Origin of the sequence: Streptomyces sp. NPDC088817 (assembly GCF_044750345.1) — a bacterium.
Taxonomy (GTDB): domain Bacteria; phylum Actinomycetota; class Actinomycetes; order Streptomycetales; family Streptomycetaceae; genus Streptomyces.
In genome coordinates this window covers 44,818-69,941 of the sequence record NZ_JBIVJN010000025.1, presented here as the reverse complement: position 1 = coordinate 69,941, position 25,124 = coordinate 44,818, and the positions used below count along the sequence as shown (strand labels likewise).

At 72.2% G+C, this 25,124-nt stretch carries 26 protein-coding genes and 1 pseudogene; 12 read left to right on the top strand and 15 right to left on the bottom strand.

What is annotated here, in order from left to right:
• Positions 1 to 136: 136 nt before the first annotated feature.
• Entirely contained in the window at positions 137 to 586 is a 450-nt protein-coding gene (locus ACIP4X_RS33595) for a GNAT family N-acetyltransferase (protein ID WP_401352044.1), read from the bottom strand.
• Between the two features lie 255 nt (positions 587 to 841).
• Here ACIP4X_RS33595 and ACIP4X_RS33590 point away from each other — a divergent pair, with 255 nt between their 5' ends.
• Complete coding sequence (locus ACIP4X_RS33590) at positions 842 to 1,069, top strand: hypothetical protein (RefSeq protein WP_358736752.1); 228 nt, start codon at positions 842 to 844, stop codon at positions 1,067 to 1,069.
• An 83-nt stretch (positions 1,070 to 1,152) separates the two neighbouring features.
• Here the strand turns inward: ACIP4X_RS33590 and ACIP4X_RS33585 are convergent, their stop codons facing one another.
• On the bottom strand, positions 1,153 to 2,490 hold the full coding sequence (locus tag ACIP4X_RS33585; protein WP_401352033.1) for a dicarboxylate/amino acid:cation symporter: 1,338 nt from the start codon (positions 2,488 to 2,490) through the stop codon (positions 1,153 to 1,155).
• A 704-nt stretch (positions 2,491 to 3,194) separates the two neighbouring features.
• On the opposite strand from ACIP4X_RS33585, the gene ACIP4X_RS33580 reads away from it, so the two are divergent.
• Together ACIP4X_RS33580 and ACIP4X_RS33575 are read left to right on the top strand one after the other, a co-directional pair.
• Positions 3,195 to 3,722 carry a transglycosylase SLT domain-containing protein gene (locus ACIP4X_RS33580; protein ID WP_358736756.1) on the top strand — a complete coding sequence of 176 codons (528 nt, stop codon included), beginning with the start codon at positions 3,195 to 3,197 and terminating at the stop codon, positions 3,720 to 3,722.
• A 286-nt stretch (positions 3,723 to 4,008) separates the two neighbouring features.
• Complete coding sequence (locus ACIP4X_RS33575) at positions 4,009 to 5,262, top strand: glycoside hydrolase family 3 N-terminal domain-containing protein (RefSeq protein ID WP_401352030.1); 1,254 nt, start codon at positions 4,009 to 4,011, stop codon at positions 5,260 to 5,262.
• Positions 5,263 to 5,317: 55 nt separating this feature from the next.
• Here ACIP4X_RS33575 and ACIP4X_RS33570 read toward each other — a convergent pair whose 3' ends face one another.
• The 3 genes from ACIP4X_RS33570 to ACIP4X_RS33560 form a co-directional block, all read right to left on the bottom strand.
• On the bottom strand, positions 5,318 to 5,449 hold the full coding sequence (locus ACIP4X_RS33570; RefSeq protein ID WP_358736760.1) for a hypothetical protein: 132 nt from the start codon (positions 5,447 to 5,449) through the stop codon (positions 5,318 to 5,320).
• A 129-nt stretch (positions 5,450 to 5,578) separates the two neighbouring features.
• A complete protein-coding gene (locus ACIP4X_RS33565) occupies positions 5,579 to 6,202 on the bottom strand; it encodes a LysE family transporter (protein WP_391457509.1) in 624 nt (207 codons plus the stop codon).
• 47 nt (positions 6,203 to 6,249) lie between these two features.
• On the bottom strand, positions 6,250 to 7,371 hold the full coding sequence (locus ACIP4X_RS33560) for a diaminopropionate ammonia-lyase (RefSeq protein WP_358736763.1): 1,122 nt from the start codon (positions 7,369 to 7,371) through the stop codon (positions 6,250 to 6,252).
• A 116-nt stretch (positions 7,372 to 7,487) separates the two neighbouring features.
• Between ACIP4X_RS33560 and ACIP4X_RS33555 the strand changes: the two genes are divergently transcribed.
• Complete coding sequence (locus ACIP4X_RS33555) at positions 7,488 to 8,456, top strand: LysR substrate-binding domain-containing protein (RefSeq protein ID WP_358736764.1); 969 nt, start codon at positions 7,488 to 7,490, stop codon at positions 8,454 to 8,456.
• Here the strand turns inward: ACIP4X_RS33555 and ACIP4X_RS33550 are convergent.
• Together ACIP4X_RS33550 and ACIP4X_RS33545 are read right to left on the bottom strand one after the other, a co-directional pair.
• Positions 8,426 to 8,656 (bottom strand): annotated as a pseudogene (locus ACIP4X_RS33550) (alpha/beta fold hydrolase); the annotation flags it as partial. The gene ACIP4X_RS33555 and the pseudogene ACIP4X_RS33550 overlap by 31 nt on opposite strands.
• 97 nt (positions 8,657 to 8,753) lie before the next feature.
• On the bottom strand, positions 8,754 to 9,200 hold the full coding sequence (locus ACIP4X_RS33545; protein WP_391457506.1) for a VOC family protein: 447 nt from the start codon (positions 9,198 to 9,200) through the stop codon (positions 8,754 to 8,756).
• A 192-nt stretch (positions 9,201 to 9,392) separates the two neighbouring features.
• On the opposite strand from ACIP4X_RS33545, the gene ACIP4X_RS33540 reads away from it, so the two are divergent.
• Positions 9,393 to 10,124 carry an MgtC/SapB family protein gene (locus ACIP4X_RS33540; protein ID WP_358736768.1) on the top strand — a complete coding sequence of 244 codons (732 nt, stop codon included), beginning with the start codon at positions 9,393 to 9,395 and terminating at the stop codon, positions 10,122 to 10,124.
• 19 nt (positions 10,125 to 10,143) lie between these two features.
• Here the strand turns inward: ACIP4X_RS33540 and ACIP4X_RS33535 are convergent, their stop codons facing one another.
• The 3 genes from ACIP4X_RS33535 to ACIP4X_RS33525 form a co-directional block, all read right to left on the bottom strand.
• Entirely contained in the window at positions 10,144 to 10,566 is a 423-nt protein-coding gene (locus ACIP4X_RS33535) for an ATP-binding protein (RefSeq protein WP_358736770.1), read from the bottom strand.
• A 195-nt stretch (positions 10,567 to 10,761) separates the two neighbouring features.
• Positions 10,762 to 11,565 (bottom strand): zf-HC2 domain-containing protein, encoded by an 804-nt coding sequence (locus ACIP4X_RS33530; protein WP_358736771.1) that lies wholly within the window; start codon positions 11,563 to 11,565, stop codon positions 10,762 to 10,764.
• A 25-nt stretch (positions 11,566 to 11,590) separates the two neighbouring features.
• Entirely contained in the window at positions 11,591 to 12,124 is a 534-nt protein-coding gene (locus ACIP4X_RS33525; protein WP_358736773.1) for a sigma-70 family RNA polymerase sigma factor, read from the bottom strand.
• Positions 12,125 to 12,721: 597 nt separating this feature from the next.
• Here ACIP4X_RS33525 and ACIP4X_RS33520 point away from each other — a divergent pair.
• From ACIP4X_RS33520 to ACIP4X_RS33510, 3 genes are read left to right on the top strand one after another with little or no spacing between them, the layout of a single operon-like run.
• Positions 12,722 to 13,030, top strand: coding sequence for a plastocyanin/azurin family copper-binding protein (locus ACIP4X_RS33520; RefSeq protein WP_391457503.1), 309 nt, complete (start codon positions 12,722 to 12,724; stop codon positions 13,028 to 13,030).
• Positions 13,027 to 14,079 (top strand): metallophosphoesterase, encoded by a 1,053-nt coding sequence (locus ACIP4X_RS33515; protein ID WP_358736776.1) that lies wholly within the window; start codon positions 13,027 to 13,029, stop codon positions 14,077 to 14,079. Before ACIP4X_RS33520 ends, ACIP4X_RS33515 begins: the two co-directional genes overlap by 4 nt.
• A complete protein-coding gene (locus tag ACIP4X_RS33510) occupies positions 14,076 to 14,549 on the top strand; it encodes a hypothetical protein (RefSeq protein ID WP_391457500.1) in 474 nt (157 codons plus the stop codon). The genes ACIP4X_RS33515 and ACIP4X_RS33510 overlap by 4 nt, the downstream gene beginning before the upstream one ends.
• On the opposite strand, the gene ACIP4X_RS33505 is transcribed toward ACIP4X_RS33510, so the two are convergent.
• Positions 14,500 to 16,158 carry an alkaline phosphatase family protein gene (locus tag ACIP4X_RS33505; RefSeq protein WP_391457498.1) on the bottom strand — a complete coding sequence of 553 codons (1,659 nt, stop codon included), beginning with the start codon at positions 16,156 to 16,158 and terminating at the stop codon, positions 14,500 to 14,502. The two genes, ACIP4X_RS33510 and ACIP4X_RS33505, sit on opposite strands and share 50 nt — an antisense overlap.
• Positions 16,159 to 16,549: 391 nt before the next feature.
• On the opposite strand from ACIP4X_RS33505, the gene ACIP4X_RS33500 reads away from it, so the two are divergent.
• Positions 16,550 to 18,445: an ATP-binding cassette domain-containing protein gene (locus tag ACIP4X_RS33500; protein WP_391457497.1), complete on the top strand. Its 1,896-nt coding sequence runs from the start codon at positions 16,550 to 16,552 to the stop codon at positions 18,443 to 18,445.
• 136 nt (positions 18,446 to 18,581) lie between these two features.
• Entirely contained in the window at positions 18,582 to 18,950 is a 369-nt protein-coding gene (locus ACIP4X_RS33495) for a DsrE family protein (protein ID WP_358736783.1), read from the top strand.
• 110 nt (positions 18,951 to 19,060) lie between these two features.
• Here the strand turns inward: ACIP4X_RS33495 and ACIP4X_RS33490 are convergent, their stop codons facing one another.
• Entirely contained in the window at positions 19,061 to 19,639 is a 579-nt protein-coding gene (locus ACIP4X_RS33490) for a restriction endonuclease (RefSeq protein WP_401352020.1), read from the bottom strand.
• 135 nt (positions 19,640 to 19,774) lie between these two features.
• Between ACIP4X_RS33490 and ACIP4X_RS33485 the strand changes: the two genes are divergently transcribed.
• Positions 19,775 to 20,107 (top strand): antibiotic biosynthesis monooxygenase, encoded by a 333-nt coding sequence (locus ACIP4X_RS33485; RefSeq protein WP_391457492.1) that lies wholly within the window; start codon positions 19,775 to 19,777, stop codon positions 20,105 to 20,107.
• Positions 20,108 to 20,158: 51 nt separating this feature from the next.
• Here the strand turns inward: ACIP4X_RS33485 and ACIP4X_RS33480 are convergent, their stop codons facing one another.
• On the bottom strand, positions 20,159 to 21,580 hold the full coding sequence (locus ACIP4X_RS33480) for a sialidase family protein (protein ID WP_358736789.1): 1,422 nt from the start codon (positions 21,578 to 21,580) through the stop codon (positions 20,159 to 20,161).
• A gap of 263 nt (positions 21,581 to 21,843) precedes the next feature.
• On the opposite strand from ACIP4X_RS33480, the gene ACIP4X_RS33475 reads away from it, so the two are divergent.
• Positions 21,844 to 22,722 (top strand): endonuclease/exonuclease/phosphatase family protein, encoded by an 879-nt coding sequence (locus ACIP4X_RS33475; RefSeq protein ID WP_391457490.1) that lies wholly within the window; start codon positions 21,844 to 21,846, stop codon positions 22,720 to 22,722.
• A gap of 420 nt (positions 22,723 to 23,142) precedes the next feature.
• On the opposite strand, the gene ACIP4X_RS33470 is transcribed toward ACIP4X_RS33475, so the two are convergent.
• Both ACIP4X_RS33470 and ACIP4X_RS33465 read right to left on the bottom strand, forming a co-directional pair.
• Positions 23,143 to 23,865, bottom strand: coding sequence for a CBS domain-containing protein (locus ACIP4X_RS33470; protein WP_391457488.1), 723 nt, complete (start codon positions 23,863 to 23,865; stop codon positions 23,143 to 23,145).
• A gap of 132 nt (positions 23,866 to 23,997) precedes the next feature.
• Positions 23,998 to 25,083: a P1 family peptidase gene (locus tag ACIP4X_RS33465; protein WP_358736794.1), complete on the bottom strand. Its 1,086-nt coding sequence runs from the start codon at positions 25,081 to 25,083 to the stop codon at positions 23,998 to 24,000.
• Between the last annotated feature and the right edge of the window lie 41 nt (positions 25,084 to 25,124).

Below are 25,124 nucleotides of genomic sequence, written 5' to 3'. Positions count from 1 at the left end.
GGGCTCCTTCCGGGCGTCCTACGGGAACTGCGACCGCACTATTCCATACATCCATGGATTATCGTAGGTTGCCTCTCGTCGCCCTCCGTGGCCGCCCGCCGCTGCGCCCGCGTCATGGCCTGCCGCGCCGCCGTCCTCAGCGCACCAGTTCCTCGGCCAGGAGGTCCATCAGGAGACCGTCGTGCCAGGTGCCGTCGGCGCCGCGCTCGTACCGCCGCATGACGCCGACCGGCCGGAAGCCGACCCTGGTGTAGCAGCGGATGGCGGCGGTGTTGTCGGCCGCCGGGTCGATGACCAGGCGGTGGTGACCGTGGGCGTCGACGAGATGACGGGCCGGGGTCCGTACGGCGTCGGCGCCCAGGCCCCTGCCGTGCACCGCGGGATCGAGGAAGATGTCGATGCCCGCGTGCCGGTAGTCCGGCTCCTCCTCGGCGTGCCACTGGATCATGCCGACGGTCCGCTGCCGGTGGCCGATGGTCAGACACCGGATGCCGGGGTCCTCCAGATCGGCGGCCATGTCCGCCGCGAGGTCGTCCCCGCCCCTCCAGCGTGCGCGTACTTCCGGTGTGGCCCGGATGTCGGCCAGGGCGGGGACGTCCTCGCGGACCGTGGAGCGGAGGAGGACGGACGCGCCGGCGCAACTCGGTCACGGCCGGGAACTTTACGGGAGTCGTCCGCGCGTGGCGTGTTCTTGTTTCCACGGCGGTCCAAGGCCGGAATTCAGGCGGAAAACCGGGTTCGCGGGCGCGAGTTCGCCGGTGATCGAGATGCGGGCTGCGGGAGGCGGTGCCAAGAATCGAACTGAGAGGCAGTGACGCCGACTACAGAAAGGCTGTCGATCATGCGAAGCAGGATGATGCGCGCTCTGACCGCCAGCGTCGCCGCGGGCATGCTCGCCAGTGGAGCAGCCGTGGCATCTGCAGGAACCGCCCTCGCGGCACCGGCGACCACCAAGGTGACCAGCAGTCACCACGCCGTGCCGGACCCCACCAAGATGCCCCACAAGAAGTGCCCGAAGGGTGAGCACCTCAAGAAGGTCAACGGCAAGTGGGGCTGCCACAAGAAGTAACCGCCACAGAAAACGCACCTCCGCCCTGCCGGCCAACTGCCGGCAGGGCGGAGGATGTTGTGGCCCCTCGAAGGGAGTGGGCGTCAGACGGACACCGGGGCGGCCTGCTTCGGGTCGTCGTAGAGGCTCTCCGCGTGGTCGGCCGGGGAGGCCGAGGCACTGTCGTACTTCGCGTGGTCCAGGATCTTCTCACGGGCGGAGACGAGCACCGGGACGAGGGCCTGGCCGGCGACGTTGGTCGCCGTGCGCATCATGTCCAGGATCGGATCGATGGCGAGCAGCAGGCCCACGCCCTCCATCGGCAGGCCGAGGGTGGACAGCGTGAGCGTCAGCATGACGGTCGCGCCCGTCAGGCCGGCGGTGGCCGCCGAACCGAAGACGGAGACGAAGGCGATGAGCAGGTACTCCTTGACGCCGAGCTGCACATCGAAGATCTGCGCCACGAAGATCGCGGAGATGGCCGGGTAGATGGCCGCGCAGCCGTCCATCTTGGTCGTCGCGCCGAACGGCACTGCGAAGGAGGCGTATTCCTTCGGGACGCCCAGGCGGATCGCCGACTGCTGGGTGACCGGCATGGTGCCGACCGAGGAGCGGGAGACGAACGCCAGCTGGATGGCGGGCCAGGCGCCCTTGAAGAACTGGATCGGGTTCAGCTTCCCGACGACGGAGAGCAGCAGCGGGTAGACGCCGAACAGGACCAGGGCGCAGCCGATGTAGATGTCGGCGGTGAAGGTCGCGTAGTTGCCGAGCAGGTCCCAGCCGTACTGCACGATGGCGCGGCCGATGAGGCCCGCGGAGCCGATCGGGGCGAGCAGGATCACCCACCACAGGGCCTTCTGGAGCAGCTCCAGGATGGACTCGGAGAGCGTGAGGACCGGCTGGGCCTTCTCGCCGATCTTGAGGATCGCGATACCGGCGACGACCGCCATGAAGACGATCTGAAGCACGTTCAGTTCGGTGAACGGCGTGATGACGTCGGTCGGGATGATGCCGGTGAGGAAGTCGAGCCAGCTGCCGGCGTGGTCCGGCCTGCCACCGTCGGCCGGGGTGAGAGCGGAGCCGGAACCCGGGTTGGAGACCAGCCCGATGACGAGGCCGATGACGACCGCGATCAGCGAGGTGATCATGAACCAGAGGAGGGTCCGGCCGGCCAGGCGGGCCGCGTTGTTGACCTTCCGCAGGTTGGTGATCGACACCAGGATCGCGAAGAAGACCAGCGGCGCCACGGCCAGCTTGAGGAGCTGCACGAAGATGCCGCCCACCTTGTCGAGGGTGGTGGCGAGCCAGGACACGTCGTAGGTACGGGCGACGAAGCCGAGGATCAGGCCGACGGCGAGACCGATCAGGACCTGGGCCCAGAAGGGGACGGGTATCCGGAAGCCGGAGTTCGCGGGCTTCGGATCGGCGGTGTTCGCGGACACGGACACACTCCAGTAGGGACGCGCGGAAAGATGAGTTCGAGCGGGGAGTTACGGGAGCGGCGCCCAGAAGATACGTCAACAGCGCCGCTGCGTCGATGAGTTCGCGGTCAGGCGCGACAAGCCGCGGACATGCAGCGGCAGAGATCGACATGCAGGCGGGCCACGAGCGGTACGCCCATGGCGGCGCGGCAGGCGCCGTAAGGGGCGTCTGCGCGGTACGCGGCTGCTGTCTTCACGGCGAAACGTTAACACTTCTCCTTTGAGAACCTCAAAGGGCCTCTTTGGATCGAGGGGGCCCTTTTCCTGCCTTGTGCGACCTCCTCCACCCAAGGGGAGCAACTTGTCCCTTTTGCGGCCTTTGTTCCACCCCGAGAGGGCCCGGCGATGTGATGCCACCCATAGGAGCCAGATCACGTCCTAATGCCGGTCGTAGCGAGCGGGTGGCCGCAAGCAGCAAAGAAAGCCCCACAGTGGAACATTTCGGGCATTTACTACGCAGTCGGGTAGTACGTCACATCATTGCGCGCCGCCCGGCCGGCCGCTAACCATTGCTGTCGTTGCTCCGAACCACGAGACGGACGACCCGGTGAACTCCACCGGCGCCGCCCCCTCAGTTCTGTGCAGCACGGGGCACCGCCCCAGCGCCACCGCAAACGATTGCGGCCGGCACCCGACGACTTCCCCCACTGGAGAGTTACTTCCGCATGGCCACGACCACTCGCACCGCCCGCTTCGCCCGTCTGCGCACCCTCACCGTCACCGGCATCGCCACGACCGGCGCTGCGGCCGCCGCCCTGACCCTGATGCCGTCACCCGCACAGGCTGCCGAAGCGACGCAGGTGCACCCCGCCTCCGTGGTCGCGGCCCACTCCACCGAAAGCCGCGCCGCCTACAGCGGCAAGACCGGCTACAGCAACAACCTCGACGGCTGGATCCGGCAGTCCCTGGCCATCATGAAGGCCAAGGGCATCCCCGGCAGCTACGCGGGCCTGCACCGCAACATCATGCGCGAGTCCGGGGGCAACCCCAACGCCCAGAACAACTGGGACATCAACGCTCGCAAGGGCACCCCGTCCAAGGGTCTCCTCCAGGTCATCGCCCCGACGTTCAACGCCTACCACGTCGCCGGCACGGCCCACAGCCTCACCGACCCGGTGGCCAACATCACCGCCGCGGCCAACTACGCGGCCCACCGCTACGGTTCCATCGACAGGGTCAACTCCGCGTACTGATCCCGCACACGGGGTACCGACCCGGCGCACGCACACCCGCACGCGCCACCACGGGCCGGTGCCGGCAGCGACAACCGCTGCCGGCACCGGCCCGTTCCGTCGTTGGGGCCGGCCCGTTCCGTCGTTGGGGCCGCGGGCACCCTGCGTAATCATCGGAGGGGCGGACAAATGCCCAATAAAGTACCGTGTGATGGTCGTGGCGGGCACCGCCCGCCGCGAGGAAACAGCCGCGAGACAGTCGGCTGTGGGGAGGCCCCCTCACTCGTACAGGCCAGGAGACGAACCCATGACATCACGTGTCCGGCAGATCAGGAGCCGCCGTTCCGCAGCCCTGCGCTGCGCGGCACCGTTGGTCACCCTGGCGCTGGCCGCCGGCGGCTGCGGTGCGTCGGTCACGCCCGGGCGAATAGGCGACTCGCCCCGGTCCACCACCACCGCGGCCGACGCGCCCCCCGCCGCCGCGAGCACCCCCTCGCCGACCGGGGCCGCCACCTGCACCGACCGCTACTTCTCCGGCATGACCACCGCTCAGCGGGTCGGGCAGTTGTTCATGGGCGGGATCTCCGCGGCCCATCCCGACCAGGCCCAGTTGCGCACCCTGCGCGACAACCACGTGGGCGCCATCATGCTGACCGGCCGCAGCACCGCCGGTGTGACCGCGACCAGGAACACGGTCGACGGCTTCCGGGGCCAGGCGGACCAGGTCGGCGGGCGCCGGGTCGGTCTGCTGGTCGCGACCGACCAGGAGGGCGGCCAGGTACAGGTGCTGAACGGCCCCGGTTTCTCGGCCATGCCCAACGGCCTGACCCAGGGCAGCTGGCCGACCTCGACCCTGCGCAGCCAGGCCGCCGGCTGGGCCAAGCAGCTGAAGGCGGCAGGGGTCAACCTCAATCTGGCGCCGGTCGCCGACGTGGTGCCGACCAGTCTGGGCACGCGCAACATGCCCATCGGGTCCTTCCGGCGGGAGTACGGCCACACTCCGGAGACCGTGACCTCCCACTCCGGTGCCTTCGCCGCCGGCTTCGCCCAGTCGGGCGTGCTGACCACGCTCAAGCACTTCCCCGGGCTGGGGCAGGTGATCGGCAACACCGACGTCACCGCCAACGTCGTGGACTCGGTGACGACCGCGAACAGTGCCGGCCTTGAGCCTTTCCGGGCCGGGATACGGGCCGGCTCCCCCTTCGTCATGGTGTCGTCGGCCACGTACACCAAGATCGACCCCAAGCATCTGGCGGCCTTCTCGCCGACCGTGATCAGTGAGTTGCTGCGCGGCCGCCTCGGCTTCAAGGGCGTGGTCATCTCCGACGACATCGGCAACGCGGTCGCGGTGCGGTCCTTCACCCCCGCCCAGCGGGCCGTGAACTTCATCGCGGCGGGCGGAAACATGATCCTCACGGTGCGGCCGAGCACCGTACCCGCCATGACGCAGGCCGTCGAGGCCCGGATGCGGCAGGACGCCTCTTTCCGGGCCAAGGTCGACGACAGCGTGCGCCGGATCCTGGCCGCCAAGCAGTCCGCGGGACTGCTCGACTGCCACTGAGGCCCTGCCTGCGATCAGACGCGCAGGTCAGACACTCAGGGTGAGCTGAGATGCCTCAAGCGGCGGCCGCCATCGGGTGGCCGCCGCGGGCGAACGCGTTCCAGAGCTGGACGAGCAGACGGATGACGAGCGCCTCGATCACGGCGACCGCCACTTGGGTGAGGAGCGAGGTCAACAGGTGGGGCACGGGGGTGCCGCCCTTCTTGCGTATGTTCGGGTCTCCTCCCTTTGTCCGCTGCCGCGACGTCGCGCGGACCGACCGAGGGTGACCTCGGGTTTAACTTTCGGTTTCACCCGGGTTCGGTGGCACGCGGGGTCAGCCGGCCGAGGCCGCGACCACGGCGGCGAGACCGATCAGTACGACACCCGTGGTCCGTCCGAGCACTCGGCGCACCCCCGGCCTTTCGAGGACTCCTCCGGCCCTGGGGAGCAGCACAGCACAGCCTCCCAGCCAGATGAGTGTCAGGGTGACATGGAGGAGGACCAGCAGCGTCATGGCCCAGGCGGCGGGCATCCGGGGCGGGGCGAGAGTGGGGAGCAGCCCGGAGTAGAAGACGGCGATCTTCGGGTTGAGGGCGTTGCTGACCAGGCCGGTCCGCCACGGGCTTCCGGCGGCGGGCGGGCCGCTGTCCGTTCGGGCGGGGTCCGCGCCGCCGCGCCGGTTCTGCCACAGCGCCTGCGCGCCCAGGAGGACCAGGTAGCCGGCGCCGAGGAGCTTGACGAACAGGTACGCCGTGGGCGAGGCGGCGAGCACGGCCGCGAGTCCGCCCACGCTCAGCGCGCCCCACAGCAGCAGCCCGGTCGCGATCCCGCCCACGGTGCGCAGCGCGTCCCCGGTGCCGCCCACGAGGGCGTGCCTGGTGACCACCGCCATGTCCGGGCCGGGCACGACGGTGAGCAGGCCGAGGACGCCGAGCGCGGCGGCGAGGTGGGTCAGCATGCCGCCGGCCTCTTCATCAACGTGGGTGTCCTTCCGGTGGGGCGCGTTCAGTGGTCGGTGACGGAGTGCGGGTTCGCGTCGCGGCCCTCGGTGCTCAGCAGCACGACCACCGAGGTCCCGTCGAGCCCCAGGGCCGTGCGGCGCTGCTCGCCGCCCGAGTCGGTCAGTACCGTGCGGAGACCGGCGAGCGCGGCGGCCCCGCAGGGGCCCGAGGAGATCCCGAGGGCGGCGAGGCGGGCGGCCGCGTGGGCGCTGTCGGTGTCGGGGACGGCGACGGCGGCGTCCAGGCCGCCGCGCAGGTAGGGCCAGGCGATGCTGGAGGGGGTGCCGCAGTTCAGGCCCGCCATGGTGGTGTGGCCGCCGGTGACGGTGACCGGTTCGCCGCGGGTGAGGCTTTCGAGGACGCAGGCGGCGGACCGCGGCTCCACCGACAGCAGCGCGGGGGCGTGTCCGGAGGGGCGGCTGCGGTAGTGGGTGACCACGGCCTGGGCCAGCGAGCCCACGCCCACCGGTATGGAGACGAGGTCGGGGCCCTCGGCGGCCCCGACGGCCGCCAGTTGCTCGTCGATCTCCGCACAGAGGGTCGAGTAGCCCTCGACGATCCACCCCGGGATCCGTTCGTAGCCCGGCCAGGCGGTGTCCTGGACGAGCACCGCGTCCGGTGCGGCGGCCGCCTCGGCGGCCCGGCGCACGGCCTCGTCGTAGGGGCCCGGTACCTCGCTCACCTCCGCCTTCTCGGCGGCGATGGCCTCGACGGCCGTCGGATGCACTCCGCGCGGTACGAAGACGTGGGCGTGCTGCCCGAGCAGGCGTGCCGTGCGGGCCACCGCCCGGCCGTGGTTGCCGTCGGTGGCGGTGACCAGCACGACCGGTCCGGGCCCGGCGCCGCTCGCGGCCCGCTCGGCGAGGGTCCGGTGGACCGCCCAGGTCGCGCCCAGGGCCTTGAACGCGGGCAGCCCGAGCCGGCACGACTCGTCCTTGACGAAGACCCGGCCGACGCCCAACTCGTGGGCAAGCGCCGGTAGTTCGGTCAGCGGGGTGGGCGCGTAGCCGGGCAGCGCGGTATGGAAGTGCCGCACCCGGGCGGGTGCGGGGCCGCACCGCCAGGCGCGGGCCCGGGGGCGCAGGGACCACTGCGGGGTACGGGGGCGGAAGGCGTTGTCGGACACACGACCAGGGTCCGACGGCTCCCTACGATCGGTCCAGCGAATGTTTTCGACCTATACTCGTCGGAGAAACCGATGGTTCTGGGCGTCGCCCCGTGACGGCGAGGGGAGCCCCGGCGATGTTCGATCTGCACCGGCTGCGGCTGCTGCGTGAACTCAAGCACCGCGGCACCCTGGCCGCCGTCGCCGCCGCCCTGTCCTACGCTCCCTCCTCCGTCTCCCAGCAGCTCTCGCAACTGGAGACCGAGGTCGGCGTCCCGCTGCTGGAACCGGCCGGACGGCGGGTGCGGCTGACCGAGCAGGCCGAGATCCTCGTCGCCCACACCGAGGCGGTCCTGGAACGCCTGGAGCGCGCCGAGGCGGACATCGCCACCTCGCTGTCCGACCTGACCGGCACCCTGCGCATCGCCTCGTTCCAGACGGCCGCCCTGGCCCTGGTCCCCACCGCGCTCGGCCTGTTGCGCGACCGTCACCCGCAACTGCGCGTCCACGTCACGCACATGGAACCCGAGAAGGCCCTGCCCGCCCTGCTGGCCCGCGACTTCGACCTGGTCCTCGCCGAGGAATACCCAGGCAACCCCCACCCTCGGCCCTCCGAACTCGAACAGGAGGACCTGCTCGACGACCCCCTGCGCCTCGCCCTGCCCCGCCCGGCCGACGGCCCGGACACCGACGGGCCGATGGCGGCGCTGCGCTCACTCGAGGGGCACCCCTGGGTGATGGAACCCGACGGCACGGCCGCACGGCAGTGGGCCATGACCTTGTGCCGCAACGCCGGGTTCGAACCCGACGTACGTTTCGAGACCACCGATCTGCTGCTCCACCTGCGCCTCGTCGAGCAGCAGCACGCCGCGGCCTTCCTCCCCGACCTGGTCTGGGACGGGCACTCCCCCACGGTCGCCCTGCGGCAGCTCCCCCGTGGTCGGCGCGCACGCCGCATCTCCACCGTCGTCCGCCGCGGCGGCAGCCGCCACCCCGCCGTCCTCGCCTGCCGCGACGCCCTCCTGCACGCGGTCGCCCTCCACTCCGGCCGGGCGGAGGGCGGCAGACCGCGGACTCACTTCGAGAGGGGCTCGGCGACGCCGTAGACGTCGATGACGGCCCTGGCGAAGTCGGCGGGGGCTTCCTGCGGCACGTTGTGGCCGACCTTCAGGGTTCTGTGCACGTACTTCCCGGCGAACTTCCCGGCGTAGGACGATCCGTTTCCCGGGGGTGTGAAGGGATCGTCCGCGCCGTCGAGGGTGATCGTGGGGACCTTGATGACGGGTCCTCGGGCAAGCCGCTTCTGAGGGACCGTGCCCCACCGAACACCCGCCCGGCGGGGCACGCAACGAAGGCGTGCCCCGCGTTGACCCGGCCGGGTGGATTCTTCCCCGTCGTCTTCGTCAGTCCTCCGCCTCCGCCGCCTCGACGGCCGTCAGCGTCACGGTGCCGTCGTCGGCGACCGACCAGCCGGGGTTGTGGCACACCTCCCAGCGGTGGGCGTCCGGATCGGCGAAGTAGGCGTGGTAGCCCCCGAACGCCGCGCGTTGCGGCTCCTTGAGGACCGTCGCCCCCGCCGAACGAGCCCTCTCCACGGCCACGTCCACCTCGGCGGGCGAGTCGAGGTTCCGCGCGAGGGTGAAGGAGGTGCCGGCCACCGCCGCCTGCCCGGTGTCGGCGCCGAGGTCGGCCAGGGGGAAGAGCCCCAGCGCCAGCCCCCGGCCGACCTGGTAGAAGACGATCTCGTCCAGGTCGAGCAGCGGTGTCCAGCCCAGACCCTCGGTGTAGAACCGGCGGCTGACCGTCAAGTCCCCCACGCCCAAGGTCACCAGGCTCAACTGCTGGTCCATCGATCGCCCCCTGCGCCGCCGGAAAATGGCCGTCCGGGCGCAACGCTACCGCCCGCGACGGGACGGCCGTCGACCCGCTCCTTGCCTCTTTAGCCGGAACCGGTGCGCGAACTCCGGACGGTGCTGATCGTGCCGTGCCAGGTTGGGGGTAGATGTCGGCTTGACGGAGAACGTACGGGTCAGGAGGTGCGCGTGACAGGGCTCGCGGCGGCGTTGTGGGACGTGAGCAACGGACAGGGTGTGCGGCAACTGTCCGAGCTGGGGCTGGCGCTGCTGTTGTCGAGCCTGATCGGCTGGGAGCGGGAGGCCAAGCAGAAGAGCGCGGGCCTGCGGACGCACACGCTGGTCGGGATCTCCAGCGCCCTGATGATGGAGGTCTCGCAGCACGGGTTCACCAACGTCCTGGGGCTGGAGAACATCTCCTTCGACCCGTCACGGGTGGCGGCGCAGATCGTCTCGGGGATCGGGTTCATCGGCGGCGGGCTGATCTTCGTGCGCCGGGACGCGGTACGCGGCCTGACCACCGCGGCGACCGTCTGGCTGACCTGCGCGGTCGGCATGGCCTGCGGCGGCGGACTGCCGATCCTCGCGATGGCGACGACCATCGTGCACTTCCTGGTCGTCCGCGGATACCCCTTCGTGCTGGCCACCCGGCTGATGCCGGGCACGTCCACCCACATCTTCGAGGCGCGCCTGACCTACCGGACCGGCACCGCGCTGCTGCCGCGCCTGATGCAGATCTGCACCGGCCGGGGGTTCCGCATCCTCCAGGTCAGGGTCGAGCGGCTGCCCGGCCGCACCGACGACGCCGCGAGGGTGCTGCTGGAACTGGAGGGCACCCAGGATCCCGCGCAACTGGCGTCCGAGCTCTTCCAGGACGACGGAGTGATCGACGTGGAGATGACGACGGGCGACGAGGAGTAGGGGTGCGTACGGGGCCGCGTCACGCCCGGCACCGCAGGCAGGCGCGGACCTCTCGGCCGCCGCGCGTCTGGTGGACCTCGGTCGACTCGGCGAGGTAGCGCACGATGCCGGTGCCGCGGCCGTGCTCGTCCGGGGCGGTCTCGCGTGGGCAGTGCTCCACGGCGGTTCCGGAGTCGCTGACGACGATGTTCAGGGTGTCGTGGTCGAGGAAGAGCAGCAGCGTCATGTGCTCACGCCCGTACTGGGCGGCGTTCGCGGCGAGTTCGTCGACGATGAGGACGGCGGAGTCCCGCTCGCTCTGGGGGACGCGCCAGCAGTCCAGCAGGTCCGCCGCGAAGTGACGGGCGGCCGGGACGTGGGCCGCCTGCGCGGGGAGGGTGAGCAGCGCCTGGTGGCGGCAGTGCGAGAGCAGTGGAGGGCTCGGACAGGCGGGATCGGTCACAAACATGGTCGTGTGGCTCTTCTGTAGGGTGCGGAGGCCGGAATCCGAGGGGCCGCCCGTGAACCGGGTGGAATCGCTTCGGCTGTACCCGAGTTGGGCCCCTCATCCAGTTGCACGGAGGGCGAGTACCACATGGTTCGGGCTTGATTGCACCTTTTGTGATTTTTCTGGCAGGTGCAGGTTCCCGAGCGGCGTCTACGCCCGGATCGTGACCAGCTTCTGACCGTTGCCCGTGATGATCTCGAAGTGCTCGATGGCGCCCGGCGAGAGGGGAACGGCTCCGGGGATCGTGGTGCCGGGAGGGTACTGGCCCGCCCGCCAGGTGGCGGCGTCCGTCCTGCTGCCGCCGGACCCGATCGCCTGCAGGCGGCAGACGACACCCGCGGGCGCCCCTCCGGCGGAGACCTGGAGGACGCTGCCCCACGCGGAGGGCGAGACCTTCACCGACGCGGTGACGCCGGTGGCGGGATCGTGTCCGGAGAAGGTGCGCGACGGGGCCTGCGCCGTCGCTCCGGGCGGTGTCGCCTCACTGACCACGGACCCGCTGGTGGCGAGCCAGGTGCCGCCGATCGCCGACCCGATGAGCGCCAGGGAGGCGGCGGCTCCGGCCCACTGGAGCCGCCAGGTCCTGCGGCGCCTGGTCGCGGCCTGCTGGAGCATCCGGTCGAGGAGGCCCGCCTCGGACGCCCGAGCGGCCGCCGAGGGCGCGCCGGAGCGTGCCGGAGGCGTGTTCGACGTGCTGTCGGCGGCCCGCCGCACCAGCCGGTCGGCGAGGTCCTCGCCGGCCGCGGGCAGCGGAGCCCCCGAGACCGCGAGGTCGACGTCGGCCTCGGTGACCGTCGCGAGCAGCGCAGGCAGTCCCGCCAGCTCGGCGTGTTCCTGCCGGCACTCGCCGCACACCGCGAGATGGGCGCGCACCTGCTCGCTCTCCGCCGGGGAGAGCGCACCCAGGACGTATCCGCCCAGCGCCAGCCGGAGGGCGTCGTGGTCCGCGTTCATGGTCGGCACCTCCTCCACGCCGCCGTCATGACTCGATCCCCCGTTCCCGGAGCGCAAGCCTGAGAGCGTGCAGGGCGTAGTAGGTCCGCGACTTCACGGTGCCGAGCGGGATGCCCAGCACATCGGCGGCCTCCACCATGGTCCGGCCCCGGTAGTACGTCTCCATCAGGACGGCGCGGTGGTCCGGGGACAGCGTCCGCAGGGCGTCGGCCACCGCCCAGCTCTGCAGCGCCTGCTCGATCTGGTCCTCGCCCCGCGTCTGCTCGGCGGCCTGCTCCAGGGCCTCGCCGTCCACCTCGGCCGGCCTGGCCCTGCGGGCCCGGTGGCCGTCGATGACCACGTGGCGGGCGACCGTGCACAGCCAGGCGCGCGCCGGACCGCGGTCCGGTTCGAACGCGTCGGGGTGCTGCCACGCACGCAGCAGCGTCTCCTGCACGACGTCCTCGGCCCACTGCCGGTCTCCTGAGGTCAGTCGCAGCACGTAGTGGAACAGGGGGCCCGCGTGCTCGGCGTACAGAGTGCGGAGCAGTTCCTCGTCCGTGGTCGAAGCGGTCCCCATACCAGGGACACGGCGCGCGGAGCGTTCCGGATCGGCCGTTGGACCACGTTTTCGGTGAGCCCATGGCATATAGCGATTTTTTCGCAGATGCTCCCTTTTGTCGTGCCGTTCGTCGCGCCCTGCCCGGCAGGCCGCCGCGGGGTGCGGAGAGGTCGGCGTGACAAAAGGCGCTCGGCCACCGAACCGAACCGCACTCGCCGTCCGTGAAACCACGCAAGAGCGCAGATACGCGCCATATCCCTCACGGGCCGGTCCCGCGCGGTCGTGCGCGGCGCCACTCGGCCTCTCCCTCCCGATCAGTTGGGAACGATCACCATGCATCCGAACATCGGTCCACCCTGTCCCTGTCCGCCGCGTCCTCAACGTCCCCCACGCCCGCCGCGCCGGCGCTCACGCCTCGTGGCCGGAGGGCTGGCCGTCGCGGCCGTCGGCATGGTGGGGCTGCTCAGTGCGTGCGGCCAGTCGTCGCATTCCCCGCACGCCGCGGCCGGCGGCATCACACCCGGTCAGGGGCAGAGCCGGCCGGCCGGGACGCCCGGCGCCACCGGCTCGGGAGGCGCGGCGGGCTCCCCTACGGGCGCCCCGCCGATGCCCAGCATGACCATGCCCATGACGCCCCCGGGCGCGCGGGCACCGGCCGCGCCGGTGTCGGGAAGCGCCGTGGCGATCAAGAACTTCGCGTTCTCCCCCACCACCCTGAAGGTCAAAACGGGCACGACGGTGACCTGGACCAACCAGGACACGGACGCGCACACCGTCACCAGCGCCGGTTCGGGTGGCCCGTTGCGCTCGCCCGCGCTGGCCACCCACGCCACCTATCGCCACCGGTTCACCCAGCCCGGCACCTACCACTACCTCTGCACGATCCATCCGTTCATGACCGCCACCGTGGAGGTGACCCGATGACCGCGTACCCCGACACACCCGACGACAGGTCCGGCGCCGGGCCGGACGACAGGCTCGATCCGGCACCGCTGGACGACACCGAGCAGCCCGCCGGCCCGAACGGCATGACCCGGCGCCAGCTCCTGCGGCACGCGGGATGGTTCGGCGGTGCCGTGGTGCTGACCGTGGCCAGTGGGGAGGTGATCAGCCACATCGCCGACCGGCAGGGCGCCCCCGGAACCACGGCCGCCGGAGCCACGGCGGCGGGAGCGAGGACGACGGCGAGCCGCGAACTGCGGTTCGTGCAGGTCTCCGACAGCCACATCGGCTTCCAGGGCCCCGCGAACACGGACGTGGCCGGCTCCTTCTCCGAGGCGATCCGCCAGGTCAACTCGCTCGGTTTCCGGCCCGACTTCGTGATGCACAGCGGGGATCTGACCCATCTCTCCACACCCTCGCAGTTCGACCAGGTCCGGCAGATGATGACGGGCATGCGGACCGACCGTGTCTTCACGGTGCCCGGCGAGCACGACTCCATTGGCGACGGGGGACGCGCCTACCGGCAGACCTTCGGCCAGGGCACGCTCGGCGAGGGCTGGTACAGCTTCGACACCCACGGCGTGCACTTCATCGCCCTGGTCAACACCCTGAGCCTGGAGAAGCTCGGCCATCTCGGCGAGGAGCAGATCGAGTTCGTCCGCAGGGACCTCAGGGGACTGCGTTCGGACACGCCCATCGTGGTCTTCAGTCACATCCCGCTGTTCGCCATGTACCCGCGGTGGGGCTGGAGTACGGACGACGCGCTGCGCGTCATCGCGCTCCTGCGCCGCTTCTCCTCCGTCACCTGTCTCAACGGGCATGTCCACCAGCTCTTCACCAAGACGGACGGCAACATCACCTTCCACTCCGCCACCACCACGGCCTATCCGCTGCCGAAGCCCGGACGGGCCCCCGCGCCCACTCCGCAGGTCGTGCCCGCCCGGCAGCTCAAGGACGCGCTCGGCATCCGCACGGTGGGCTACCGGCAGGGCGAACGGGAGCTGGCGATCAAGGACGAGAGGCTGGCATGACCGTCGCAGGACTCCTCGCCCCGGCCGTGCGGACCGCGATCGCCGCCACGCTCGCCGGGAGCGGATACATCCACGCCCGGCTCTACGTCGACGAGTACCGCTCCCTCCCCGTCGTGGGGCCCCTGTTCCTGCTCCAGGCGAGCGTCTCCTTCGCGGTCGCCGCGCTGCTGCTGATCGGGATGCCGCCGCTGCTGAGGCTCGCCGCCGCGGGGGTGGCACTGGGCGCCCTGGCCGGCTTCGCCGCCTCGCGCACGGTGGGGGTGTTCGGATTCACCGAGCACGGTCTGCGGCCCGCCCCGCAGGCCCTGCTCAGCATCCTGGCCGAGGCCGGCACGCTGCTGCTCCTGGCCGTCTGGCAGGCCGTCACGTTCCGGCGGCGCGGCGCGGCGTCCGCGGCGGGAGCGCCGGTGCCGTGGGCCGCTACCTGGTCCCACGGCCGCCGGCGGCGACGGCCGGGGACAGGTCGTTGACGACCGCGTCCCGGGTGGCGACCGGCTTCAGGCCGTAGCTCCGTTCGATGGTGGCGAGGATGGAGGTGGTGTCGTAGACGGTGTGGTCGACGGCCGAGCGCGGCAGCGAGCGGGAGACGACCAGGGCGGGGACGCGGGTGCCGGGGCCCCAGGCGTCGTGTGCGCCGCGCGTGGGCGAGCCCGGCCCGGGGGGCGGCAGGTGGTCCCACTGGCCGCCGAACTCGTCGTAGGTGACGACCACGAGCGTGTCACGGGCCTGCGGGCCCTGCGTCACCGCCTTCAGCAGGTCGACGAGGTGGTCGCTGCCGTGCGCCTCGGCGGCGTAGCCGGGGTGCTCGTTCTCGGCGCCGTAGGGCTTGACGAAGCTGACGGCCGGCAGGCTGCCGGTCGCGGCCGCGCGCAGGAACTCCGTCTCGTCGCGCAGGTGGCGGCGGCCCGGCGTGCCGGGGGCGTAGCCGGCGAAGTAGTTGAACGGCTGGTGGTGGTACTGGAAGAGCGGCCCGGGGTGCCCGGCCTCCGCGTCGTCCCAGCCGCCGGAGTACCAGTTCCAGGAGATGCCGGCGGCGGTGAGCCGGTCGCCGATGTTCGGGTACTTCGCGTCGTCGATCAGCGGGATCCTGGGGCCGCCGCCGTGCGGCGCGCTGGACGGCTGCACCGTGTTGACGGCCAGGCTGCCGCACGCGTGCGCGTAGTCGGCCGGGGCGCCGTCCGGGCAGGCGGCGGTCAGCGCGCCGTCCACCACCGGGCCGGTCGCCCTGTACAGCGGGTACGACGTGGGCATGCCGTGGGCGTCGAGGACCGTGTTCTTCGCGCCGGACGCGCCGCCGCTGGTGTCCCGCGGGGCCCGCGCGGCGATCAGGTACTGGTGGTTGAGGAAGGAGCCGCCGAACGCGCCCTGGAAGAAGTGGTCGGCCAGGACGTAGCGCGGCGCGCCCGGGGCGTGCAGGTAGCGGTGGACCGGCAGTGACGTGGTGGCGTAGTGGCCCATGGTGAGGCCGACCGCGTCGGAGGCGGTGACGTAGCGGTCCTGCCGGCCGCCGTCGATGGCGTACCGGTTCTGGTAGAAGCGGTGCACCAGGTCCCGGGTGCAGCCGCCGGGCAGGGCACCCGGAGAGTCCTTGGCCACGCCGCCGTCCGCCTGGACGCCGGGCGCCGGGCAGGTGCGGTCCCCCGGCCGGATGTGGTCGTCGATGGTGAACGGCTCGTTGGCGAACGCGCTCGCCCCCACCCCGTGCGCGGCGTCGCGGCAGGTCGACGCCAGGGGCGGGCTGGTCAGGTTCACGTCGTTCTGGAGCAGGCAGCGATACGGCGTGCCGTCCTGCGCGCGTTGGGTGCGCTGCCGGGCGGTGGCCTCGTTCAGGCCCTCGACCCGGTGGCCGCCGACCGGTCCCCAGGTGCCGTAGAGGTTGTCGAAGGAGTGGTTCTCCTCGTAGATCACGACCAGGTGCCGGTAGCCGCCGGGCAGGCTGTGCGCCGCGCGCTGCGGCGGCTGTGCGGTGCCCGAGGCCGTCGAGGAGGTCAGGGTCAGGAGCAGGGCGGCCGCCGTACCGGCCGCGACAGCGGGCAGGCGGCGTCCGGCAGGCGGCCGAAGTCGTGTGCTGCGTCCCATGTGGCGGTCTCCAGCGGCGGTTGACGGCAGGTCGGGAGCCGGTCGTGAACGTGCCCCTCGGCCGGGCCGAGGGTGTGCCGGCGCGGAGAAAGGTAACGGGTCGTCGCGCCCTCGGGCAGGGGACGCGCCCGGCCGGGGGCACGCGGATCGGCCGGCGGTGCGGACCGGGACCGCGCCTTGCGAAACCCATGCGCCCCACGTGTCTCGGGCATCGGCGTTTCGGCCAACCCGCCCTCGCCCGGCGGCGGCTCCACTGCGGCGGCCACCCGGGCGACCCCTTGCAGCTCAAGGGGTCCACCGCGTCCGGAATCGAGCGTGTTCGATTCTCCCGGCACCTCGTTGTACCGGGCACTGCCGAGCCACCCAGGCGCGGTACTGGCCCCAAGGAGGGATGCAGGTGACTGTGACTGACGCCTCGACCGTGAACGGGGAGACGCCTCCCCCTCCACCGCCCGCCACCATCACCTTCGAGGGCAAGTACGGCAGGAACCCGCTGGCGGAGGCCGGTTTCGGCGCCATGTGCCGCCGGCTTCCCTCCGTGCTCGGGCACACCGCGCGCATGGCCTGGTCCGTCGACAGGACCGGCGTGCTGCTCCTCCTGGCCTCCCAGCTCCTCACCGGCGCCGCGGCCGCGCTCGTCCTCGCGTTCACCGCGCGGGCCATGACCCACATCCTCGGGACGGGCACCGTCTCCGAACGCCTGCACGGCGCGCTGCCCGCGCTGACCGTGGTGATGACCGCCGCGGCGGTCGGCCGGATCAGCGGCGCCCTGTCCTCCTACGCCGACGGGCGGATCACACCGCTCCTGACGACCGAGGCGGACATCGCGCTCGTCGCCGCCGTCTGCCGGGTCGAGGCGTCGGCGTACGGCGAGGACGGCTTCGCCGACCGGCAGGAGGCCGCCGAGGTCGGCGTCACCCGGACCCGGTTCATGGTCCAGGACAGCCAGCGGTTCACGGCCGCCCTCATCCGCATGATCGCCGCGAGCGGCGTCATCACCGCCCTGCACCCGCTGATGCTGCCGCTGCTCCTGCTGGCCGTCGTCCCGGCCGGCGTGGGCGCCGTACTGTCCGCGCGCGTCGACTACGAGACCCACTACCTCAACGTCGGCGACCGCAACGTCCGCTCCATGATGCGCTGGTGGGCCACCTACTCGCGCTACGGGGACGAGGTCCGCGCAAACGGCATGACCGGCTACCTCATCTACTGGTACCGCGCCCTGTCCGACCGCATCGACCAGCGCACCCTCACCGCCGCGCCCCGCATGCTGCGCATCGTGCTGGCGACCAGCTCCCTGGGCGGCGTGTTCCTGCTCGGCACCTGGGCCACCCTCGCCTGGCTGGCCACCACCGGGCGTGTCGCCCTCCCGGTCGCCGCCACCGCCGTGGTCGCCGTGCAGACCACGCTGGGCGCGCTGTCGCAGTTCGTCGTCAACGGCGCCGCCATGTTCCACACCTCGCTCTACCTCGCCGACATGCGGTCCTTCCTCGACATGGCCCGCGACCGCGCCCCCAGGCGCGGTGAACTGACCATCCCCGAACGCGTGGACGAGATCCGGCTCGACGAGGTCGTCTACCGGTACCCCGGCAAGGACGAACCGGCGGTCGACGGGGTGTCGCTCACCCTGCGGCGCGGTCAGATCCTCGCGATCGTCGGTGAGAACGGCTCGGGCAAGTCCACCCTGGCCAAGCTCATCACCGGGATCCTCCTCGCCGACAAGGGCCGCGTCCTGTGGGACGGCACCGACCTCGCCGACGCCGATCCCGACGCCGTGTGGAAGCGCACCGCCCTCGTCCCGCAGAACTTCGCCTGCTGGCCCCTGCGCACCCGCGAGAACATCACCCTCGGCCAGCCCCGCACCCACGACGACGGACCGGTCTGGGAGGCGGTCGAGGCCGTGGGCATGCGGGAGGCGGTCGAGAAACTGCCCCGGCAACTCGACACCCTGCTCGCCAAGGAGCTGTGGGGCGGCGCAGAACTGTCCGGCGGCCAGTGGCAGCGCCTGGTCTGCGGACGCGCGCTCTACCGGCAGACCCCGCTGCTGATCCTGGACGAGCCGACCTCGCAGATGGACCCGCGGGGCGAGCACGGGATCTTCGGGAGGATCAAGGCCATCGCCGGCGAACGCATCACCATCGTCGTGACGCACCGCCTGGAGAACACCAGGATCGCCGACCACGTCGTGGTCATGGCGGAGGGCCGCATCACCGAGCAGGGCCCGTACGACGAACTCGTCCGGGCGAACGGCGTCTTCGCGGACCTGCTCCGCCTGTCCCAGGACCGCTGACGGCGGACGCGCACGACGGCGGCGCGGCGACGAGGGGTACGCCCGGTTCGGCCGGGCGGGCCGTCCCGTCGGCCGCGTCGTGCCGCGCCGCGCGCGGGCCCCGTCGGGACACTGTCCGATATGCGAGGGTGGTCCCATGAACGCCGAGAACGCCCAGGCCGCCAGGGCCGGTTTCCCCGCTCCCGTACGTGCCGTCGTGGCGGCTCCCGAACCGGACCGCGTGGTGCGCGCGGTGCAGAACCTGGTGGCGGCGGCGGACCGGCCCGTCGAGGTGGAGGTCGTCGCCTACGGCGCCGGACTCGACCTCGTCCTGGGCGAGGAGTCCGGCGAACAGGTCGGCCGGCTGCTGGAGGCCGGGGCGCGCGTCCTCGCCTGCGCCGACAGCCTTTCGGGGCGCGGCCTGACCGCCGACACCCTCGTGGCCGGCGTAGGGGTCGTACCGGCCGCCGTGTGGCACCTGGCCCTCCGTCAGCACGAGGGATGGTCCCTGGTCCCACTGGGATGACGCACCCGGTCCCGGCTTCGACACGCCCGGGGGTGCCAGGCACCGGCTCCGCCGCCCACCGCCCGACCTGACGGGGACGCCCCCTGCGCCTCGGGCGCGCGGGGTGCCCGTCAGTCGTGGTCCGGACGGAGCCGGCGGTTGGTTCCGGACCGGCCGATGTCCAGGTCCAGGAGCGAGGTCAGCGCGGTTCCGCTGTTCCAGAAGCCGAGCAGATCGACGTCGATGAGGCAGAGCCGGTGCCGGGCCGCGAACTCGCGGGCCGGCCGGGTGAAGACGCAGGAGGCGACGAAGACCGGGACGTCGGCCCGGTGCTCGGCGCGTGCCGTGCCGTTGAAGGTCTGGAGGTCACGGCTGCCGACGCTGCGGTGCCGGGCGTACCGCTTGCACTGGATGACGATGCGGCGCCCGTCGGGCAGGCGGCCGGTCACGTCCGCGCCCAGATCGCCCGCGCCGCCGACCCGCCGGACGTCGGTGCAGCCGTCCCGGCGGCACAGTCCGGCGACGTACTCCTCGAACCGGCGGCCGTCCATCGCCCAGACCGCGTCCAGCGACCGGCGCGCCCGCCGCCGTGCCTCTTCGGCGAGCCGGGCCCGCTCCGCCGCCGCCTCGCGCCGCCCGGCCCGCACCGGGCCCGTGACGACGACCGCGGCCACGACGACGGCCAGGGCCACCACCATCGCGATCCCCATCGGGTTCCGCCCCCTCCCCCGTCCGGCGGCGCGCCACCGCACCCCCCCGGGCGGTTTGTTCCCCGTCGGCTACGATCATCACAGCCTGCCGTGTCCGGCCCGTCACGGCCACGGCCGTGTTCTCGAGGGAGACCGATGATCTTCATCACCGCCAAGTTCCGTGTCCGCCCCGAGTACGCCGACCAGTGGCCGGACATCGCCGCCGAGTTCACCGCGGCCACCCGGGCCGAGCCGGGCTGCCTGTGGTTCGACTGGTCCCGCAGCGTCGAGGACCCGACGGTGTACGTCCTGGTCGAGGCCTTCCGCGACGACGAGGCGGGGGCGGCGCACGTGCGGTCGGAGCACTTCAGGGCCGCGCAGCGGACGCTGCCGCCCCACCTGGCCGAGACGCCCCGGATCGTCAACACGACCCTGGCGCAGGACGGCTGGTCGCTGCTGGGCGAGATGGCCGTCGCCGGACAGGAATGACCCACCGCCTCACGGGAGTTCACCCGCGAGGCGCTGGGCCGAGGGTGCGGGTCAGCCCAGTTCGACGCGCTCGCCGGTGTGCCTGACCACGCTGACGGTGCTGTCCGAGGTCGAGGTCCACTCGGTCACCGGTGTGAAGTGCCCTGAGTCCAGGTCCTCCTGCGAGACGACGTGGTACGGGAAGGAGCACGTGTAGGAGGCGTGCGCCGCGAGGCCGCGCCACCGGCAGTTGCGTGAGTCGGCCGCCGTGCCGCCGCGTTCGGCCGTGAGGTTCTCGGCGGTGAGCGGCGCGGCGACGCCCTGGAGCCAGGCGAGGTTGAAGCGGGCGAAGCGGATGCCTCCGTTGCCGCCGTCGGGCTCGTAGAGCAGGCCGACCTTGCCGTCGGGCAGGGTCGCCAGCGTCGAGTAGGCCATGCCGGCCGGCTGGAAGACCCGCGCGACCGGCCAGGTCTCGCCGTCGTCGAAGCTCATCCGGACCGTGCCGTTGACGCGTTGGCCGGTGGAGCCCGCGTTGGAGAAGAGGAGCACCTTGGCGCGGGGTGAGCCCTTCGGCGCGTTGGGGAAGGCGCGGACGATGGAGGCGTTGTTCGCCGGGTCGGGCAGTTCCCGGTCGATGGTCACGTCGCCGTAGGTGACGCCGCCGTCGGTGGAGTACGCGACCTTGCGGTAGCCGGAGCGGCCCGAGTCGCGGGAGTTGAGCATGACGCGGCCGTCGGAGAGTTCCACGGTCTTGTTCTCGTCCATCCCCGCGCCGACCGGCTCGCCGGCCTTCCAGGTCTTTCCGTGGTTGTCGGAGTACACGGACACGGCCTGGAAGACACCGTCGCCGTTGATGATCGTGTACTGCTGGAGCAACCGCCCGGCGAACTTTCCGTACTTGAGCTGGATGCCCTGACCCGACGCCGCGAACCGGGAGCGCCAGCCCAGGTCGGCGGTGACGTCCGAGGTGATGACCCGGTGCTGCCAGGTGCGGCCGTCGTCGTGGGAGACGCTGACCTCGGCCTGGAGCACGTTGCGGTCCTCGGGGTCGACGCCCGGCCGGGACCCGCCGAAGCCCTGGTCGAAGGACTTCACGTGGAAGTTGAAGATGTCGCCGGTGGAGCGGTCGACAAGGTAGCTGGGGTCGGAGTAGCCCTCGACCGGCGCCTCCCGCTTCCCTCCGTGGACGACCGTCTGCTCCCCCCAGGTGGCGCCGTCGTCGGTTGAGCGGCGCTGGAGGATGGAGTTGGGACCGGGGGCGTCGATCGCGGTGGGCCGCCCGTCGTAGGCGGCGAGGATGTCGCCGCGGTTGGTGACGGCCAGTGCCGGGATGCGGTAGTTCGGGAACCCGCCCTGGCCGTTGGTCGCGAGTTGCTGCTCCTCGTAGAAGGGCTTACCGGCCTGCGGGGGCTTGGCATCGAAGTCCCCTGCGTGCTTGGGGGCCGCGCTCGCGGGCACGCCGCCCGCCAGTGCCACGACGGTGGTGAGCCCCACCAGTCCTGCTCCCCATCGGAACCTTCGCCGGAAGTGAGACATCGCTGTCCTATCGCTCAGAACGGCAGGGCGTCTGCCGCCGTCGCGGATCATATGACGTCTGACGTCCGACGTGAACCCCTTCCGTCTTGCGGCCTTTGTTGCGCTGATACGCCGTCAACATCCCTAGTTGCGCGGTCTCGACGCGGGTGGCGTCGTCGACCACACTCTCCACGGCGACAGTCGGTGCGACTGTCCACGGATACGGTGAAGGGGTCGACGGCATGAAGCCCACGTTCCGACGTCCTGTCCGGCGCGGACTCGCCGCCGTGCTGGCCGCGGCCGCCGCGCTCGCCGTGGCGGCACCGGCGACGGCCGCGGACACGGGTACCGCCGGGTCCCGCGCCCCGGCGGTACCGCTCCGGGTGGCGACGTACAACATCCATGCCGGGGCGGGTGAGGACGAGGTCTTCGATCTCGACCGGACCGCGCGGGCGATACGCGAGCTGCACGCCGACGTGGTCGGGCTCCAGGAGGTCGACGTCCACTGGGGCGCGCGCAGCGACTTCGCCGACGAGGCCCGGGAGTTGGCGCGGGCGCTGGGCATGCGGGTGTTCTTCGCGCCCATCTACGACATGGACCCGGCCACCCAGGGTGCCGAGCGCCGCCGGTTCGGCGTCGCCGTGCTGAGCCGTCACCCGGTGCTGGAGGCCGAGAACCACGAGATCACCCGGCTCTCCACGCAGACGCCCGATCCGGTCCCCGCCCCGGCCCCCGGCTTCGCCGAGGTGACGCTCGACGTCCGGGGCGCGCACGTGCACGTCTACGACACGCACCTGGACTACCGGGGCGACCCGTCGGTCCGCGGGGCCCAGGTGGCGGACATGCTCGACGTGCTGGCCGCCGACCGCGGCCCGAAGATCCTGCTCGGTGACTTCAACGCCGAGGCGAACGCACCGGAGTTGGCGCCGCTGTGGCAGCGGCTCAGGGACGCCGATCCGGACGGCGGCGGGACATATCCGGCGGGCCGCCCGGAAAGGCGCATCGACTTCGTGACCGTCTCCCCCGGCATCACCGTGACCGGCGCCCGGGAGATCGCCACGGAGGCGTCCGACCACCGGCCCGTCGTCGCGGATCTGGAGCTCCACGGGCGCGGGCACTGAACCACTCCCCCTGGCGCGCCCGCGACGGTGGTGGCAGGGGCGCCGGGCCCGTCATCGCACGTGCCCCGGGGCTGCCACCGGTGGCCGTCGAGGAACGTCGGTCTCCATGGGGGCCACGAGCCGCCTCGGTCCGGGCGACGAGGGCTGCGTACAGGTCGGGCTCGCGCCGTGCGGCCGCGACGACGACGTCGGCCCGGCTGCCAGCCACACCTCGACGGTCTCGCCCGCCGGCCGACGGGGCTCCGCGTCACGGGCGTCGGTCTCGCCGGGATCAGCTCGGGCGGAAGACCGGCCGACTCACCGGCGGCCTCACGGGCGCCGGCCCCACCAGGCTCGGCTCGGACGGAGGTCCGGCCGACTCACCGGCGGCCTCACGGACCCGGCCCCACCAGGCTCGGCTCGGGCGGAAGACCGGCCGGCTCACCGACGGCGTCCGAGGCGGAGCCGGGGCGGTGACAGCACCGACGACAGGCCGTGACCACCGCCCGGCGACGCGCCCGCGCCCTCCTCCGGACGGGCCGAACCGCCTTGTACGGCGGGCGCGTTGAGCGTGTCGTCCCGGTCGTGGCCGAGCCGGTTCACCACCTCCACCACGCCGTCGACGCTGTCGCACAGCCGCACGGTGACCGGGATCAGGCTCCTGCGCTCCACCGTGCCGCTGAGCGTGACCCGGCCCTCGGCGACCTCGACCGCGAGCGCGGAAGGCCGCAGGCCCAGCGTCCGGACGATGACGTCCTCCAGGATCTCCTCCTGAATCGCGCGGTCCCGGCGCAGGAACAACCGCACGAGGTCGCGGCGGCTGATCACGCCGATCAGCCGGCCGTCGCCGTCCACCACCGGCAGGCGCTTGACCCGGTGCCGCTCCATGGCCCGCGCGGCACGCACGGCGTGCCAGCCGGGCTCCGCGACGGCGGCGGGGCTCGTCATCAGCTCGCCCGCGTTCCTGCCCGCGCCGCCGCACGTCTGCTTGCGCAGCAGGTCCGCCTCGGACACCACCCCGATCGGCCGGTCCTCGTCGTCGACCACCGGGACGGCGGTGATGTCGTACTCGTCGAGGACGCGTGCGATCTCCTTGAACGCCGTGCCCGGTCGCACACTCACGGCGGTGGGGCACATCAACTCGCCCACGCTGCGTCGTCTCATCACTCAGCGCCCTTCCTGTCGCCCCCAGTCCACCGCACGCGCTCCCGTCCCGCTGAGGCCGAACAGTCCCCGCCCGGACCCCGAACGTCCCTTCGTCGGCGGCCCGCGCCTGGCTTGGAGCGTGTGTGCGGATCATCCACGGAGACGAGGGGATGCGGCGGGGTCCCTGAGGGCGTCCAGCAGCCGGTCCGCGGGCAGGGCCGGGAGGGTGTGGCCGCCGAAGCCCGTGGTCGTGGTCGCGGCCAGCAGGGAGTTGAGCACCGCCTCCTCGACGGCGTCGAGGACGGCCTCGAACAGGGGTCCCAGTTCGTCGTCCGCCACCGGTACCGCCGCCGGTCGCGTGCCGAAGGCGACGGCGTAGTCGCCGCTGCCGTGACTGTAGGCCGCCCCTGTGCGGGCCAGGGCGAACACGGCCCGCCGGGCGACGCGGGTGAGCTGCCGAGCGTCGACGGGTGCGTCCGTGGCCACCACGATCACGCAGGAGCCGGTCTCCGCGGCCGGCGACGGGTCGCCGGTCGGGCCCAGGGACCGCGGGGTGACGCAGCGGCCGAGCACCCGCAGTGTGCCGCCGAAGTTCGCCTGCACCAGGGCCCCGGCCGTGTACGGCTTCCCCGCAAGCTGGGGTGTGCGCGAGGCGGTTCCGATCCCCGCCTTGAAGCCCAGGGCGCCCGTTCCGGTGCCCGCGCCGACGCAGCCCTCGGCCACCGGACCGCCGGACGCCCCGTCGAGCGCGGCCCGGACGTGCTCCTCGTGCACCGGGCGCGCGCGGATGTCGGACAGGAAGCCGTCGTTGCACTCGCCCACGACCGGGTTGAGGCTCCGCACCTCGCCGCATCCGGGCTGTTCGAGCATCCACCCTACGAGGGCGTCGGCGACCCGGAACGCCGACAGGGTGGAGGTGAGCAGCACCGGCGTCTCCAGCGCGCCGAGTTCGGTGACCTGGGTGGTGCCGATGAGCTTGCCGTAGCCGTTGCCGGTGAACACGCCCGCGGGCAGCGGCGCGTGGGGACCGACGCCGTCGGGGACGACGGCGGTCACCCCGCTGTGCACATCGGGAGGACGCCGGACGGTGGTGTGCCCGACCCGGACGCCCGGCACATCGGTGATCGCGTTGAGGGGGCCGGTGCTGCCCCGCCCGAAGTCGAGGCCGAGATCACGCGCCCGGGGCCGGGCGCCCTGTGCCGGCCGCGCGTGAGCCATGGGTTCCAAGGGTTCCATGGGACCGGACGCTACGTCACGCACGGCCCACGGCCCCCCGC